Annotated in this window: 17 protein-coding genes; 5 read left to right on the top strand and 12 right to left on the bottom strand. The window is 70.3% G+C overall.

The annotated features are described in order from the left end of the window. Both FH608_RS17045 and FH608_RS17040 read right to left on the bottom strand, forming a co-directional pair. On the bottom strand, window positions 1–1,254 hold the full coding sequence (locus tag FH608_RS17045) for an ABC transporter substrate-binding protein (protein ID WP_139631450.1): 1,254 nt from the start codon (window positions 1,252–1,254) through the stop codon (window positions 1–3). Window positions 1,255–1,325: 71 nt separating this feature from the next. Further along, a complete protein-coding gene (locus FH608_RS17040) occupies window positions 1,326–2,453 on the bottom strand; it encodes an ROK family transcriptional regulator (protein ID WP_139631449.1) in 1,128 nt (375 codons plus the stop codon). Window positions 2,454–2,525: 72 nt separating this feature from the next. Between FH608_RS17040 and FH608_RS17035 the strand changes: the two genes are divergently transcribed. Then, the gene (locus FH608_RS17035) at window positions 2,526–3,779 is read left to right on the top strand and encodes a Gfo/Idh/MocA family protein (RefSeq protein WP_139631448.1); all 1,254 of its coding nucleotides are present in this window, start codon (window positions 2,526–2,528) and stop codon (window positions 3,777–3,779) included. Here the strand turns inward: FH608_RS17035 and FH608_RS17030 are convergent. After that, a complete protein-coding gene (locus tag FH608_RS17030; RefSeq protein ID WP_264372902.1) occupies window positions 3,776–4,120 on the bottom strand; it encodes a transposase in 345 nt (114 codons plus the stop codon). The two genes, FH608_RS17035 and FH608_RS17030, sit on opposite strands and share 4 nt — an antisense overlap. 84 nt (window positions 4,121–4,204) lie before the next feature. Then, entirely contained in the window at window positions 4,205–4,651 is a 447-nt protein-coding gene (locus tag FH608_RS17025) for a hypothetical protein (protein WP_139631447.1), read from the bottom strand. Between the two features lie 531 nt (window positions 4,652–5,182). On the opposite strand from FH608_RS17025, the gene FH608_RS17020 reads away from it, so the two are divergent. Next, the gene (locus tag FH608_RS17020; RefSeq protein ID WP_226899609.1) at window positions 5,183–6,466 is read left to right on the top strand and encodes a cytochrome P450; all 1,284 of its coding nucleotides are present in this window, start codon (window positions 5,183–5,185) and stop codon (window positions 6,464–6,466) included. Then, entirely contained in the window at window positions 6,456–7,079 is a 624-nt protein-coding gene (locus tag FH608_RS17015) for a TetR/AcrR family transcriptional regulator (protein WP_139631446.1), read from the top strand. Before FH608_RS17020 ends, FH608_RS17015 begins: the two co-directional genes overlap by 11 nt. A gap of 70 nt (window positions 7,080–7,149) precedes the next feature. On the opposite strand, the gene FH608_RS17010 is transcribed toward FH608_RS17015, so the two are convergent. Next, on the bottom strand, window positions 7,150–7,587 hold the full coding sequence (locus FH608_RS17010; protein ID WP_139631445.1) for a glutaredoxin domain-containing protein: 438 nt from the start codon (window positions 7,585–7,587) through the stop codon (window positions 7,150–7,152). A 253-nt stretch (window positions 7,588–7,840) separates the two neighbouring features. On the opposite strand from FH608_RS17010, the gene FH608_RS17005 reads away from it, so the two are divergent. After that, window positions 7,841–8,098 (top strand): acyltransferase, encoded by a 258-nt coding sequence (locus tag FH608_RS17005; protein ID WP_139631444.1) that lies wholly within the window; start codon window positions 7,841–7,843, stop codon window positions 8,096–8,098. Between the two features lie 30 nt (window positions 8,099–8,128). Here FH608_RS17005 and FH608_RS17000 read toward each other — a convergent pair whose 3' ends face one another. Beyond that, on the bottom strand, window positions 8,129–8,767 hold the full coding sequence (locus FH608_RS17000) for a TetR/AcrR family transcriptional regulator (RefSeq protein ID WP_139631443.1): 639 nt from the start codon (window positions 8,765–8,767) through the stop codon (window positions 8,129–8,131). A gap of 156 nt (window positions 8,768–8,923) precedes the next feature. On the opposite strand from FH608_RS17000, the gene FH608_RS16995 reads away from it, so the two are divergent. Further along, on the top strand, window positions 8,924–9,346 hold the full coding sequence (locus tag FH608_RS16995) for a Dabb family protein (RefSeq protein WP_139631442.1): 423 nt from the start codon (window positions 8,924–8,926) through the stop codon (window positions 9,344–9,346). On the opposite strand, the gene FH608_RS16990 is transcribed toward FH608_RS16995, so the two are convergent. The 6 genes from FH608_RS16990 to FH608_RS16965 all read right to left on the bottom strand — a co-directional run bounded on the left by FH608_RS16990 (window position 9,301) and on the right by FH608_RS16965 (window position 14,095). Further along, window positions 9,301–9,666 (bottom strand): sigma-70 family RNA polymerase sigma factor family protein, encoded by a 366-nt coding sequence (locus tag FH608_RS16990; protein ID WP_226899608.1) that lies wholly within the window; start codon window positions 9,664–9,666, stop codon window positions 9,301–9,303. The genes FH608_RS16995 and FH608_RS16990 overlap by 46 nt on opposite strands. Before the next feature lie 62 nt (window positions 9,667–9,728). Further along, entirely contained in the window at window positions 9,729–10,265 is a 537-nt protein-coding gene (locus FH608_RS16985; RefSeq protein ID WP_139631552.1) for a DinB family protein, read from the bottom strand. Window positions 10,266–10,370: 105 nt separating this feature from the next. After that, window positions 10,371–11,468, bottom strand: a complete 1,098-nt coding sequence (locus FH608_RS16980) for a flavin monoamine oxidase family protein (RefSeq protein ID WP_139631441.1) — start codon at window positions 11,466–11,468, stop codon at window positions 10,371–10,373. A 29-nt stretch (window positions 11,469–11,497) separates the two neighbouring features. After that, complete coding sequence (locus FH608_RS16975) at window positions 11,498–12,808, bottom strand: MFS transporter (protein WP_226899607.1); 1,311 nt, start codon at window positions 12,806–12,808, stop codon at window positions 11,498–11,500. 146 nt (window positions 12,809–12,954) lie between these two features. Further along, entirely contained in the window at window positions 12,955–13,152 is a 198-nt protein-coding gene (locus tag FH608_RS16970; RefSeq protein WP_139631440.1) for a hypothetical protein, read from the bottom strand. A 55-nt stretch (window positions 13,153–13,207) separates the two neighbouring features. Next, the gene (locus FH608_RS16965; protein WP_139631439.1) at window positions 13,208–14,095 is read right to left on the bottom strand and encodes a LysR family transcriptional regulator; all 888 of its coding nucleotides are present in this window, start codon (window positions 14,093–14,095) and stop codon (window positions 13,208–13,210) included. Window positions 14,096–14,165: the final 70 nt, after the last annotated feature.

The following is a 14,165-nucleotide window of genomic DNA, read 5'->3' as shown; positions in this document are numbered from 1 at the left end:
TCACTCCTCGGCGAGCAGGTCGTTCATGCCGGCCGCGAGGTCGGCGGCGGCCTTGTCGACCGGCACCTCGCCGGTCCACGCCTTGGTCAGGTGGGTCAGCTCCGCCTCCTGCCAGGCGGCGGTGTTCTTGGAGACCGGGTACGGCACCGCGTAGGCGACGGCGTCGAGGAACGTCTGCAGCTTCAGCTCCGGATGGGCGGCCACCCAGTCGTTCTGGGCGCCGTTGTAGGCCGGGATCGGGCCCTTCTTGCCCAGGATGTCGGCGGCCTGCTTCGAGCCGAGGAACTTGACGAACTCCCACGCCTGCGCCGGGTGCTCGGTCTTGGCCGACATCACGTTGGCCACGCCGTGGATGATCGTGGCCTGCTTCTCGCCCTTGGGCAGCGGGGCGACGTCCACCTTGTCCTTGGTGTAGTCGTTCTTGGTGAACTCGGCCACGTCCCAGGAGCCGCCCCAGTACATGGCCAGCTTGCCTGCCTCGAAGAGCTGGATCGGAGCGGTGTCGGTCATGGTCTTGAGGTCGGGCGACTGCTTGGCGGCGATGAGGTCGGTCCAGAACCTCAGGCCCTCGATCGTCCTGGGGTCGTCGTAGCCGGACTTCTTGCCGTCCGGGGAGATCACGTAGCCGCCGGCCTGGTAGATGGTGTTGTACTGGTATTCCTGGAAACTCGTGAGCTGGGCGCCGACGGCGTAGACGCCCTTCTCCGCGTCTGTGAGCTTGGCGGCGACCTGCTTGAAGTCGGTCCAGGTCCAGTCGTCGGCCGGGTACTCGACCTTGGCGGCGTCGAAGAGCGTCTTGTTGTACCAGACGCCGACGGTGTCCATGTCCTTCGGCAGGCCGTACAGCTTGCCCTCGAAGGTGTAGAGGTCGACCAGGGCCTTGGGGTAGACCGACGTGTCGACCTGTTCCTCGATGGGCTTGATGACGCCGTTGGAGGCGTAGAGCTGGAAGTTGGGGCCGTTCATCCAGAAGACGTCGGGGGCGGCGCCGCCGCTGACGGCGGCCTTGAGCTTGGTCCAGTAGTCGGCCCATGGGGTGAGCTGGACGTCGACCGCGATGTCGGGGTGCGTCTTGGTGAACTCGGCGGCCAGCTCCTGCATGGCGGCCTGTTGGGTGGCGTCCCAGACGCCGTAGGACAGTTTCACCTTCTCGTGCGGCTGTGCGCCGGTGCCGGCCTGCTCACCGCCGCCGCACGCGGAGGCGAGCAGTGCCGCGCAGAGGAGGGCCGCACCGCTCCGTACCGACTTCCACATCTCCCATGTCCTCTCCTAGAGCGTGGGAGTAATCATGGAGTCCAGTGAAATTGTTGGCAAGAGTCGATGTGTCACAGATGGCTCACGAGCGGCCCGCGGCCGTCGAGCACCCGCTCCTCGACGTCGTCGAGCGCCAGCCGTACGGCGCCGAGCACCACGGCCTCGTCGCCGAGCGCCGACATACGCACCTCGGGAGTGCGGATGCACCAGCGGTCGAGCTCCCGCCTGAGCGGCTCGATGAGCACGTCCGCCGAGCGCGAGAAGCCGCCGCCGACCACGACCATCTGCGGGTCCAGTGCCAGGACCAGCGCGGACGCGCCGAGCGCGAGGTCCTTGACGTACCGGCGCACCGCCGTGACGGCCGCCCGCTCCCCCGCCCGCGCGGCGGCGAACACGTCGCCCGCCTCGCCGCTCGCCGCGCTCAGATGCTCCTGGGCGCGGATCCAGCCGAGCACCGGCAGCGCGCCGATCTCGCCGGATGCGTTGGCGAAGCCCCGGTGCAGCTTCCCGTCGATGACCAGCCCCGCCCCTGTACGCAGCCCGGCCAGCAGGAACACCATGTCCTTGGCATAACGGGCCACGCCGCGCCAGCACTCGGCCAGGGCGGCGAGCTTGCTGTCGTTCTCGACCAGCACGGGGGCCGGGGCGATGCGGCGCAGGTGCGCGGCCAGGTCCACGCCGGTCCATTCGGGCAGCGCCTCCGACAACATCACCCGGCCGGCGCCGTCCACCAGGCCGGTGGTGCCGACGCCCGACGCCCACACGTCGGCGCCGGTCAGCCCCGCGGCCTCCAAGCATCCGGCGACCGCACGGTCGACCGCCTCCAGACGTTCGAGCCTGCCCATCCCGGGCGTGACGGGGACGCGGACGCTGTGCTGCACGTCACCGTCGAGGTCGGCGAGCACGGCGAGGATCTTGTGGCCGCCGATGTCGACGCCGAGCACCCGGCCGGCGTCGGCCCTGAAGCGGTAGCGCCTGGCCGGACGTCCCACGCCGCCCGCCGTGGCGCCCGCCTCGGCGACCCAGCCCTTGTGCAGCAGCTCGCGCACCACGTCCTCGGCGGAGGCGCGCGACAGGCCCGTGCGCCTGGCGACGTCGGTGAGTGTGAGCGCCCCCTGGCCCTGCAGCGCCTTGATCACGGCGACGGCGTTGAGCTGCCGCAGCCGCGACAGGTCGCCCCCGCTCGGTTCCCCCGTCATCGGGCCCCCTTGCCGTCAGCTTGCCTGGACCGAATAATGATGGTCTCCATGATATTTATCGGGGAAGGTTCCATGACTGAGGTGACTCTAGCCGTCATCGGCGGCGGCCTGCGAGGCCTGATCTACGCGCGCCGCGCGCACGCCACGGGCGCGGGGCGGGTGGTGGCGGTGGCGGAGCCGGATCCGCTGCGGCGCGCTGCATTCGCGGCCGAGTTCGGGATCACGCCGAAGCGGGAGTACGCGGGCTGGGAGGAGTTCGCGGCGGCTGGCCGCGTGGCGGACGCCGCGGTGATCACCACCCACGACCAGCTGCACACCGGTCCCGCTGTCACGCTGGCGGACCTGGGTTATCACATTCTCCTGGAGAAGCCGATGGCCACCGACGAGCGCGAGGCGACCCTGATCGCGGACGCGGCCGACCGCAACGGCGTCATGCTGGCCGTCTGCCACGTGCTGCGCTACACGCCGTACACGCGGATGGTCAAGGACCTCCTGGACGCCGGGCGCATCGGGCGGCTGGTCAGCGTGCAGCACCTGGAGCCTGTCGGGTGGTGGCACCAGGCGCACTCGTTCGTCCGGGGGCACTGGCGGCGGCAGGACACCTCAGCGCCGATGCTGCTGGCCAAGGCGTGCCACGATGTGGACTGGCTGGTGCACCTGTTCGGGCGCCCGCCCGCCCGGGTGTCGTCGTTCGGCTCGCTGTCTCACTTCCGGCCCGAGGAGCGCCCCGCCGAGGCGGCCGACCGTTGCCTCGACTGCCCGCTCGAGCCATCGTGCCCGTACTCGGCGCCGCGCCTGTACCTGGGCTGTCTCGGCGACCCCGGCAGCGAGTTCTGGCCCCTGTCGGCCGTCACGCCGGGCCGCACCGAGCAGGACGTCCTCGACGCCCTTCGCACCGGCCCGTACGGACGCTGCGTGTACGCCTGCGACAACGACGTCGTGGACCACCAGGAAGTGGTGATGGAGTTCGACGACGGGGCGACGTGCTCGTTCACGATGAGCGCGTTCACGCCGATGGAGCACCGGCGCACCCGCCTGTTCGGCACCCACGGCTACATCGACGGCGACGGCCGCGAGCTGCGCGTGGTGGACTTCCGCACCGGCGAGGAGGAGCTGATCGCCGCCGACGAGGTGGCGGGCGCGTCGGCGGCCGACGGGCACGGGGGCGGCGACCATGGCCTGACCGACGCCTTCCTCGCCGCCGTGGCCTCGGGAGATCCGGCCCTGCTGCGCTCCGACGCGGCCGAGAGCCTGATGACGCACCGCGTGGTGTGGGCCGCGGAACAGGCCCGCCTGACGGGCTCGGTCGTCCCGCTCCACCCCTAGTCCAGGAGCAGGTCTGTCTGGATAAACGGTGTATCTGGATCTTGATTGGTTATCGGGTGGTCGGGGGTCGGGCGGCCTTCGAAGGTGATGGCGAAGGCGTTCAGGGCGGCTTTCCAGCGGGTGATCCAGTGTTCGCGGCCCTTGCCGGTCGGGTCCCGGCTCGTGATCGCCATGTAGACGCACGTGAGCGCGGCCTGCTCGTTCGGAAAGTGGCCGCGGGCCTTGACCGCCCGCCGGATGCGGGCGTTGACCGATTCGATGGCGTTGGTCGAGCAGATCATCCGGCGGATCTCGGTGTCGAAGTTGAGGAAGGGCGGACAACGAGTCAAGGAGCTTCGCAACCAGGAGGAGCCTCAGCTCACCACCATCAAGATCCTTCTCACCGTCAACGGCTGTCCGCCCGTTCCTCAAGCCCGGGATCCGGGTCAGTAGTCGTCATGGTAGTAGCCGAGGTCCTTGGCCTCCTTCTCTGTGCAGAAGAAGGAGCCGTCGAGCGGGGTCACCGCGTAGTCCTCCTCCCCGGGGACCGCGTAGCCCGGGGCCGCGCCGAAGCTGCCGACGACGGGTAGGCCACCGCATCTGACCACATGGTACGGATAACTGATCAACGCGTCGGTCAACGGCGTGACCGACGCGATCGCGTACACGGCCACGGCCGCCACCAGCGCGCGCAGCCAGTCCGGCCGAAAGCGCAGCAGAGCCAGCAAGATCAAGCCTGCGAGGTAGACCAGCACGAACAGCACCAGGTACGCCGCCGAGAACAGCTCCCACGACCGCCCCCGCAACGCGACGATCACTGCGACCACGCCCAGCGTGGGCAGGCCAATGACGAACGCGGCAAGCCATGCGCTCGCTCGTTGAAATGACCTCATACGTAGTGTGATGATCAGGTTCGTTGGTCGGTTCTCAGGCCGGATCACCGATGGCTTAATGGACAGCTCTGCTCGTCGTAATATCCGCTTGGCTCCGATTCAGGCGCGGCGAGAACCGGCACTCCCTCCGGCCGATCTCCATCACCGTTCGGGAACGCGGGCAGCAAGCCGATCACGGCGACAAACGGTCCATCGAGCGGGAGCACATCGGGTTGGCTCAGCCATCGGTCAACTTCCAGTCCCGATCCCCGGCCATGACCGAGCCGGACTTCCTGCGAGCCGCCCGCTCCTCCTACGACGCCACGGCCGTGGACTGCGCCGACTGGCTCATCGACCATTGCCGTGACGTTCGATCCGGGCGAGCTCGGAGTCCGGCCAGCCTCGATCCGGTGCGGCCCGCCACTCCGGCGCCCGTTCCGTGGTGGGCACCCCCGATCGCATCAAACTTGCACGACGCGCATCAATGCACATCGTGTACGTTTGAAGCCCTCACTGTCGTTACGGGCCCCGCCCGGGAACAGGATGACGCGGATGAGCGACGGCACCCCGCAGGACACCCAGGACGCGCGGATCTCCAGCCCCACGGCGATGCGCCAGATCATCCCCGCGGACCTGCTGGAGCGCGACCAGTGCCCATTCGATCCCCCACCCGGCCTGCGGGCCCGCCGCGGCCAGGGCGCCGTGCAGCCGCTGCCGCTGCACAACGGCGCGCAGGCCTGGCTGGTGACCGGCTTCGAGGAGGCGCGCGCCGTGCTGTCGGATCCGCGGTTCAGCGCCGACAAGGTCCGCCACCGCAACGCCACGTCGCTGCAGCCGCACGAGGTGGACGGCCCGGCGCCCGAGCCGCCGGCGAGCCGCGAGGACGGGATGTTCGTCTTCATGGACCCGCCCGAGCACACCCGCCTACGCCGCCTGCTCACCGGCCAGTTCACGGTGCGGCGGATGAAAGCCCTGGAGTCCCGGGTCGCCGAGATCGCCGTCGAGCACATCGAGGCGATGAAGGCGGCCGGCGCCGAGGCCGACCTGGTGCCGGCGTTCGCGCTGCCGCTGCCATCGCTGGTCATCTGCGAGCTGCTCGGCGTCGACTACGCCGACCGGGCCGAGTTCCAGCAGCGCACCGCCATCGCCCTGGACAGCAGCGCCGACCCCGGCGAGCGGGCGCTGGCCGGGGCCGAGCTGTACGGGTTCATGCAGCGCCTGGTCGCCCACAAGCGCGCCGACCCGGCCGACGACCTGCTGTCCGGGCTCATCCACGACGCCGATCCGCCGCTCACCGACGCCCAGCTCGTCGACGTCGCGCTCGTCCTGCTCGGCGCCGGCCACGAGACCACCGCCAACCAGCTGAGCCTGAGCACGTTCGCGCTCCTGGAGAACCCCGACCAGCTCGCCGCGCTGCGTGACGACCCCGCCCTGATCGACAACGCGGTCGAGGAGCTGCTCCGCTACCTGACGATCATCCAGCTCGGCGTCAACCGCGTCACAACCGAGCCCGTCGTCCTGGGCGGGGTCGACATCCCGGCCGGGGCGACAGTCGTGATCGCCACCCCCGAGGTCAACCGGGACGCCGGCCACTGGCCCGAACCCGACCGGCTCGACGTGCACCGTCCCCGTACCCCGCACCTGGCGTTCGGACACGGCGTGCACCAGTGCCTGGGCCAGCAGCTCGCCCGCATCGAGATGCGGATCGGGCTCCGCGAGCTGATCACCCGGCTGCCGGGGCTGCGGCTGGCCGTGCCCGCCGAGAAGGTCCCGCTACGGAACGAGATGCTGATCTTCGGCGTCCACTCGCTGCCGGTGGCCTGGCATGAGCCATGACGCGGCGCCGCTGATGGGGCGGCGCGAGCGCAAGAAGCAGGCCACCCGGGCCGCCCTGCGCGAGGCGGCGCTGCGGCTGGCGATCCGGGACGGTGTCGAGAACCTCACCGTCGAGCGGATCGCCGACGAGGCCGACATCGCGCTGCGGACCTTTTTCAACTACTTCTCCAGCAAGGAGGAGGCCGTGGTGGCGACGGTGTCGTCCGCCGCGGAGGCGCTCATCGCCGAATTCCGGGCGCGGCCTCGTACGGAATCCGTCCTGCGAGCCTTTCGCGAGGCGGTGCTGGTGATCCTGAACGAGAGCGACGACGCGAACCGGCACTACCTGGCGGTGGTCCGGCTGATCCACCGGACACCGTCGCTGGTCCCGCAGCAGTTGGCCGTGCTCGCCGCCCAGGAGAAGGCTCTGGCGGAGGCGATCCGTGAGCGGGTGGACGCGGCGGAGGGGTCGGTGTATCCGGCGGTGTGCGCGTCCGCCGTGCTGGCGGCGCTGCGCATCGTGGTGAACCAGTGGCTGGAGCCGGAGCGGGAGCCGTCCGCGGCGCTGCTGGGACGGGAGGTCGACCTGGTGATCGCCGAACTCGCCGCCGGCCTGGACCGGCAGCGATCCTGACCTCGGCCGGGGCGGGCGTACGGACGCGGCTCCTCGTTTCCGAAGGGCCGCCGTCCGCACATCCAGCCGGTCACGCGGATGAGGGGAGCTGTTCGCGTACCCAGGCGGGGGCGGGGTTGACATGTGGCCGGCCCGCCACCACCACGGTCGGCACGGTCTCGTTGCCGTCGTTGACCGCCCGTACGGCGGCCGCGCCGTGCGGGTCGCGCCAGATGTCGACCCAGTGCAGCCGGCGGGCGCTGCGGCCGAGCCGGAAGCGCAGGCGCAGGCAGTACTTGCAGCCCGGCCGCCAGTAGACGATCGGCCGGCCGTCCAGCGCGCTGCGGCGTCGCGCTTCGGCGGCGGTGATCGACCTGGGGAACACCAGTGGCGAGTGGAGCGCTGCGAGCAGCACGAACGCCAGCAGCATCTCCGCGGCCGGGCCGCGGGTCCCTCCGACGAGCAGCGCACTCGCCATGACCACGCCGCCGGCCATGAACACCAGCGCCCACATCCAACTGCGCATCATGGTCACGCAGGCTACCGGGGGCATCGATCGGGCGAATCAGCGGAACGCTGACGCGCTGATCGACGGGCTGTGGTCGAGCAGCTTCGTACCTGGAACGAGCGGGTAGAGGTGTGGGATCCCGGCACCATCAGGCGGGCGATCTCCATCCTCGCCGTGGTCCTCGGGCACTGGCTGGTGACGGCGGTCGGCTACGACCGGGACGGCGAGCTGACCGGCGGGTCGGCGGTGCCGGAGCTGCCCTGGGCGCAGCCCAATGCCGGTGTTCTTCCTGGTCAGCGGGTACGCCAACGCGGTGTCGCCGGCCTCCGAACGCCGCCGGGGCGGAGACGTGGCCGGATGGCTGCTCAGCCGGAGCGGCCGGCTGCTCCGCCCGACCACGGCCCTGGCGCTGGTCGCGGCCGGTGGGGCACTGATCGCCCACCTCGCCGGCGCGGCGACACTGCACCACCTCCGGACCAGACCACCGCCGGGCACGAACCGCCGCGGCCACGAGCCGCCCGTCCGGTCCTGATCCTGGCCGCCCCTCCCCCTCACACGCCGGCTATCCCGCCGCCGGCGGACCGGCCTGGGCGCCATGGAGCGTGAAGTCGGCCATTCGCTCGAGGAAGTCGTCGTCCAGTGGGCGTCCGAGCATGAGCCAGTGGAAGTAGAGCGGTCCGGAGATCATCTCCAGCAGGAAGCCGGGGTCGGTGCCGGCGGGCAGTTCGCCGCGCTCGACGGCGCGCTCGAAGATGACCCCTGAGACCTTGAACCGGGCCGACCAGAACCTGTCGAGGAGTTCGTACAGGTCGGCATTCGCGGCTGTGCGCGGGCCGGCCTCGCGCTGCAGCGCGGCGACCCAGGGGACCTTGAGGCCGAGCCGGATCTCCTTGAGCAGCCCGATGAGATCCCCGCGCAGGGTTCCGGTGTCGGCGGGCGGCACCAACCGGCCACGGCGCTCGATGAGGGCCATGGACACCAGGCCGACCTTGGTGCCCCAGCGGCGGTAGATCGTCGTCTTGTTGACACCCGCGCGCGCGGCCACCGCGTCGACGCGTAGTGCGGCGTAGCCGACCTCGCTCAGCTCCGCGATGGTGGCGTCGATGACGGCTTCGCGCACGCGCGCCGTCCGGCCGCCCGGCCGGGCCATGGCGGCGTCGGCGTGCGGATGCTGAACGTCTTGGGGCGGCTCTCCTGCCATGCGGCCAGGTTAGGACGACGCCAAACCTAGATGCAACTTTAGGGTGCGTTAAGCCAGAGATTAAGCCAACAACAGGTTGCGTTAAGAGCGAGCTTTACCTAGAGTCCTCAAATGCAACCGCTCGTTGCGTCAAGGTCTGTTCGGAGGAGAACCGCCATGATCTACCACCAGATCCGCATCGCCCTGAAGCCCGACGCTCCCGACGACAAGGTCCAGGAGGCGCTCGGCCTGTTGCGCACGCTCGGCGACGAGCTCGACGTCGTCGAGTTCTTCGTGGTCGGCCGCGACTTCGGCGGCGAGTTCCACTACGGCGCGATGTACGCGGTCAAGGACATCGACGCCTACCGCACGTACATGTACGACCCGCTGCACCGCCGGATCGACGCACTCGGCCTGCCGCTCGCGGCCAACATGGTCTCGCTGGACCTCACCGACGACCCCGACCCCGGCATCGGCGACAAGATCGCCCAGGTGCACAGCGACCGGTTCGCCGACCACCCCGAGATCTTCAGCCTGATCGAGAACATCGACTCCTACGAGGGCAGCGGCCTTCCCACCGACGACTCCAAGCCCGCCTGAGCGACCCCAAGCCCGCAGCGGCCCGGCCTGCGTGGGCGTTCAGAGGACCGTAGCGGGCCGTTGTCCACGCGCACCGCCACCACGCCGTCGATCTCGCCGTTGAGCGGGATGAGCAGCCCGGGGCCGCCGTTGATCTGCACCAGCTCGGCCGACCTTTCCGCGTCGCGCTTCCACCAGCCGACGGCCAGCAGGCGAGCCACGTTGCCGGCTCCCACGACGGGCCGCAGCAGGGCGCGCCTGACACCGCCGCCGTCGCTCAGGGCGACGACGTCGGGCGCGAGGATGTCGAGCAGGCTCGGTAGTTCGCCGGTTCCGATCATTCATGGTCAGGCGTCGGTAGGGGTGTGCCGGCGGCGGCCACGGCTAGGCGGCTCTGATGGGGTCAGGGGGTCCAGCCGCACACGACCAGGTAGCCGTCGACGGTGGTGATGAGATCAGAGGTGGGGTCGTCGGGCAGGGCGTGGCCGAGGTCGCGGTTGCGTACCTCGCCGATCCAGCGGTCGTGCTGGTACTCGTGGTTGATGATCGCCATGAGCAGCGTCTGTGCGACGATCTTGAGTTGGGCGGGGGCGCCGACGTCTCCGGCTCCGATGGCGTTCATGCGGGCGTGGACCCGTTCGCCGACGGTGGCGCGGAAGCCGGCCAGTCGCCGGGGGTCGGGCAGGGGCAGGCGGTTGGCCTCCGGGTTGGCGGAGTCCATGAGGTCGTCCAGGTCGGGTGCGGGGCTCGGTTCGGCCGCGGTGAGGTTGCGGATCATGAAGTGGGCGACGTGGGCCTGGTGGCCGAGGTGCCAGCCGATGGGGCTGAAGTTCTGCTCGGGCCGCCAGTGCAGTTCCTCGGCGGTCAGGTCGCGCCAGAGTTCGTCGGTGTAGGCGCGGGCGCGGTCGTATTCGGCCAGCAGTTGCGGGATCTCATGCATGGTGGTCACTTCCGGTCGTGGTGGGGGCGCTCATGGCAGGCTCCAGCCTCGGGGCGCTGCCTGATGGCGTACGGCTGGCGGGTGGGAGGCGTCTGCGTCGGTGGGTCACCCGCTCTTCCCGAGCTCGGCTGCTGGTGCCGAGCCGGCTCGCTGGGCGAGATGGGTGGTGAGGACGGCGCGAGCGGATCTCTCACCGGCCAGGAGTGCGCCCTCGACATGGCCGGCATGGTCGGTGGCGGTTTCGGTCGATGCCCAGTGCAGCCGGCCTGCCAGCGCGGGCCGCTGGTAGAGCGAATGCCCGAACAGATCGTAGTTCGTCAGGTGCTGCGCTCCGGGCGGCGTGGTCCACCGCTCGGTGCTCCAATCCTGTATGTGCAGCGCTTCGGGCCGGGCCGCTTCTTGCCCGAACAGTTGCGCGAGCTGGGTGGTGACGGCTGTTGCGAAGCCGGGACCAGTAGCGGGGGCGGGGGCGAAGCCGAACAGGGCGGCTGGAGTGCCGTCCGGCCCGGACATGTCGTGGATTTCCCGCAGCGGGCCGGTCCAGCTGATCGCCGCTCCTGCCAGGTCGCCCGCCCACCAGAACGGGTTGCGATAGGTGGCCACGACCTTGATGACGCCGCCCATCCAGACCGGAGTGGTCCCGGCGAGTCCCGCCAGCTCTGGCTCGAGTGCGCCGTGGAAGTCGATGCTCGCCACCGCGAGCGCCGGCGGAACGGCCAGCACGACCTGGCCGGCGTTCAAGCGTTCAGTGCTCGTCCCTACCTCGACCGTGTCACCGTTCGAGCGGATGTGCGTGACCGGGGTCGACAGCCGCAGCGCGGCGGCGGGGAGCCGGGCCGCCAGACCGGTGGTCAGCGCCGCGGCGCCGGGCCGATACCGGTAGGCGGGGGCGTCGATCGGGTTGCCGGTGACCCGCTGGATACCGGTGGGGTACTGCGCGAGCGCGTCACCCATGAGGTGCTGGTCGAAGATGGCGACGTCGAGCTGGGCGGTGAGCGCGGCGACCCGTGGCTCGCCATCCCAGAACCAGGTGGCGCCCAGGTCGAGCCCGTCGCCGGTGGTCACCAGCCGGCCTCCGGTGCGTTCACGCGCCTCCAGGCACACCGTGTCGAGCCCGGCCGCGTGCAGGGCCGCCGCCGCCGTGAGGCCGGCCGCACCAGCGCCCACCACGACGACATCGTGCTGAGGGGCGGTAGGCGCCATGTGCGCCTCCCTTCTGTCTGGGCGGAACGTCACGCGTTCTGGCGGGTGAAGGTACGGCCGGCCATGAGGACGCCGAGCGGGATGAGGACGATGAGGGCCACGATGGACAGCAGGGAGAAGCTGCTGACGGCCAGCAGCGGCCCGGACGCGAACGCCGCGGTCGCCCCGAACAGGTTCGACAGCGCGTCGACGCCGCCTTGGGAGGAGGCCCGGGTCTCGGTGGAGACGGCGGCGTTGAACAGCGCGGAAGCGGCGACGTTGACGAAGGACCAGCCGATGCCCAGCAGGATCAGCGAGGTGATGGTCCATCCAGTGTCGTCGGGTTTCATGGCGCCGATCAGGAGCGAGGCGGCCAGGACGCCGAGCCCGGCGGTGATCGCCGGTCGGTGGCCGTAGCGGTCGGCGATCAGGCCTACGAGCGGGGCCGGGGCGTACATGCCGACGATGTGCATGCTGATCGTGATGCCGACGAGGGTGATCGAGCCGCCGTGGTGGGTGAGGTGGACGGGCGTCATCGTCATGATCCCGACCATGACGATCTGGGCGGTGAGAATCGCGATCACCGCCACCCGGGCGCGCCGGTTGACGCGCAGCTCGGCGAGCACCTGGCGGATACGGCCCGGCTGCCTGCCGCCAAGACCCGCGGGCGCTTCCCGCTCGAGGAACAGCAGCGGGTCGGGACGCAGCCACAGCCACACGACCAGACCGGCAACGGCCAAGCAGAGCGCGGCGATGAGGAAGGCCGACGCGTACACCGTGAGGCCGGTGGCGGCGCCGATGATCTCGCCGGGCACGCCGAGGTTCGGGCCGAGCACGGAGCCGAGTGTGCCGACCCAGACGATCAGGGCCAGCGAGCGGGCCTTGTGGTGCGGCTGGGCGAGGTCGGTGGCGGCGAACCGCGACTGCAGGCTCACCGCCAACCCTGCGCCGATCAGCAGCAGGCCGCCGAAGAGCGGGACGATCAGGCTCCACTGCGCTGCGGCGACCAGAACCGCGGCGCCGACCGCGGCCGTCCACCAGCCGCCCGCGAGAGCAACGCGGCGTCCGCGGCGTGCTGCCAGCGTGCCCAGTGGCAGGCCGAGCAGGGCTGCGCCGAGTGTGCTCGCGGTCCTGGCCACGCCCGCCCAGGCTTCGTTGTCGGTGACCGCTCCGGCCAGCAGGATCCCGATCGAGGGTGCGACGCCCACCCCCACGGTGCCGATGATCTGCGTGAGGACCAGCACGGTCATCGTGCGCCGCTGGACGGCATCGACAGCCGGCCTGGCCGCGGTGGACGGTTGGGGGCCGGTGCCGGCATGGGTGCCGGCATGGGTGCCGGCAAGGTGTTCGGGCTCAGGCACGGAGGTCCTTGTCTGCGCGACGTGCGGCGGCTGTGACCGAGCGGCGCATGGTGAGTGCGGATGGAGGGAGCCTGGACGGCGGGGCGTGGACGGCAGGGCTGCCGGTGACTACGCGCCGGTACCGTCGACTGCGTCAGGCGGCTGCGTCAGGCGGCCTTGTAGATGCGCACGTCCGGAGCCGTGTTGAGGTAAGGCTGCAGGGCGGTGACGACGTGCTGGATGAACATCTCGCTGGACAGATACGCCTGCGCGTCCTCGACGGTGGCGAAGCCGTGCAGCACCTGTACGTCAGATAGACCATGGGTTTCTCGTTTCGCTTCGAGGGCCGGCCACGGCTTGGCCATGCGCTGAAGCTATGTCCGATTTATCCCGGCCGGTAGACCGGCTGCGTGAATACGGCTATAGGCGGCGGTTATCGCTAAGTGAGGCGACGAGCCGACTCAGGTCGGCCGCGTAGCGGGAGGTGGGGTCCCACACCGCCTCGTAGAACAACTCCACGGGCCGGCCGTCGTCGATGAGTGGGCGGGCGGTGAGACCGGCGTCGGTCAGTTTGGACTCGGGCAGGATCGCTGTGCCCAGGCCGAGACCGACCCACTGCTCCAGCACCTGGTAGCCGCCGGCCTCACCGGGATAGGCGCGCAGCGGCAGGTCGTGCTCCTGGAACAGTTGCGTAGTGAACCTGGTCAGGCCACACGCGTCGGGCACCAGGATGAACTGCGCGTCGGCGGCATCACTCAGTTCCACCGCCGACGACGCCGGCGCGTGAGCGTCGATCACGACGACCGGCTCGGAGTGGATGACGCGGTGCTCGAAGCGAGGCAGGGGGTTCACCGAAGGGATCAAGATGATGTCGAGCTCGCCCTCGACGAGCGCGTCGTGCAGGTCGGCCATGTTCGCCTCCCGCAGTACCAGATCCCCGGGAACCGGCAGGCGGCGGACAGCGCTGAACGCCTGGGCGACCAGATCGGGGCTGATCAGCGGAGAGACGCCCAGGCGAATGCGAGGGGCCTCCGGAGAGGCCATTCGCCGTGCCTCGGCGGTGATCGCGTCCAGCGCCGACAGAGCGGTGTCGACCAGAGGAATCAGCCGTACCGCCTCGGCGGTCAGGGTCACGCCTCGGGTGGACCGCTCGAACAACTGCACCCCGAGGCGCTCCTCGAGCCGGGCGACCGCGTTCGACAACGCCGGCTGGGTGATCCCGTGAGCGCGCGCGGCCGCCGAGAACGAGCGGGCGTGCGCCACCGAGCGCGCATACCGCAGCGCCTCCAGGTTCAACCGCTCACTCATAGCCGGAGGTTATCACCCGATTCACGTTGCCCACCTACCGGCGCCGGCCAGGTCCGCCATATCGTTCGTG

Origin of the sequence: Nonomuraea phyllanthi (assembly GCF_006334985.2) — a bacterium.
In the GTDB taxonomy this organism is placed as follows: Bacteria; Actinomycetota; Actinomycetes; order Streptosporangiales; family Streptosporangiaceae; genus Nonomuraea; species Nonomuraea phyllanthi.
This window is presented reverse-complemented; position numbering and strand designations above follow the sequence as displayed.

What these genes read in the sequence shown, in the direction of transcription:
- FH608_RS17000 (WP_139631443.1), bottom strand. Translation starts at nt 8,767, where the DNA reads ATGGCAGGAGAGCCGCCCCAAGACGTTCAGCATCCGCACGCCGACGCC.
- FH608_RS16995 (WP_139631442.1), top strand. Translation starts at nt 8,924, where the DNA reads ATGATCTACCACCAGATCCGCATCGCCCTGAAGCCCGACGCTCCCGAC.
- FH608_RS17045 (WP_139631450.1), bottom strand. Translation starts at nt 1,254, where the DNA reads ATGTGGAAGTCGGTACGGAGCGGTGCGGCCCTCCTCTGCGCGGCACTG.
- FH608_RS16965 (WP_139631439.1), bottom strand. Translation starts at nt 14,095, where the DNA reads ATGAGTGAGCGGTTGAACCTGGAGGCGCTGCGGTATGCGCGCTCGGTG.
- FH608_RS17015 (WP_139631446.1), top strand. Translation starts at nt 6,456, where the DNA reads ATGAGCCATGACGCGGCGCCGCTGATGGGGCGGCGCGAGCGCAAGAAG.
- FH608_RS17010 (WP_139631445.1), bottom strand. Translation starts at nt 7,587, where the DNA reads ATGATGCGCAGTTGGATGTGGGCGCTGGTGTTCATGGCCGGCGGCGTG.
- FH608_RS17040 (WP_139631449.1), bottom strand. Translation starts at nt 2,453, where the DNA reads ATGACGGGGGAACCGAGCGGGGGCGACCTGTCGCGGCTGCGGCAGCTC.
- FH608_RS16970 (WP_139631440.1), bottom strand. Translation starts at nt 13,152, where the DNA reads ATGGCCAAGCCGTGGCCGGCCCTCGAAGCGAAACGAGAAACCCATGGT.
- FH608_RS16985 (WP_139631552.1), bottom strand. Translation starts at nt 10,265, where the DNA reads ATGCATGAGATCCCGCAACTGCTGGCCGAATACGACCGCGCCCGCGCC.
- FH608_RS16990 (WP_226899608.1), bottom strand. Translation starts at nt 9,666, where the DNA reads ATGATCGGAACCGGCGAACTACCGAGCCTGCTCGACATCCTCGCGCCC.
- FH608_RS17020 (WP_226899609.1), top strand. Translation starts at nt 5,183, where the DNA reads ATGAGCGACGGCACCCCGCAGGACACCCAGGACGCGCGGATCTCCAGC.
- FH608_RS16980 (WP_139631441.1), bottom strand. Translation starts at nt 11,468, where the DNA reads ATGGCGCCTACCGCCCCTCAGCACGATGTCGTCGTGGTGGGCGCTGGT.
- FH608_RS17035 (WP_139631448.1), top strand. Translation starts at nt 2,526, where the DNA reads ATGACTGAGGTGACTCTAGCCGTCATCGGCGGCGGCCTGCGAGGCCTG.
- FH608_RS17005 (WP_139631444.1), top strand. Translation starts at nt 7,841, where the DNA reads ATGCCGGTGTTCTTCCTGGTCAGCGGGTACGCCAACGCGGTGTCGCCG.
- FH608_RS17025 (WP_139631447.1), bottom strand. Translation starts at nt 4,651, where the DNA reads ATGAGGTCATTTCAACGAGCGAGCGCATGGCTTGCCGCGTTCGTCATT.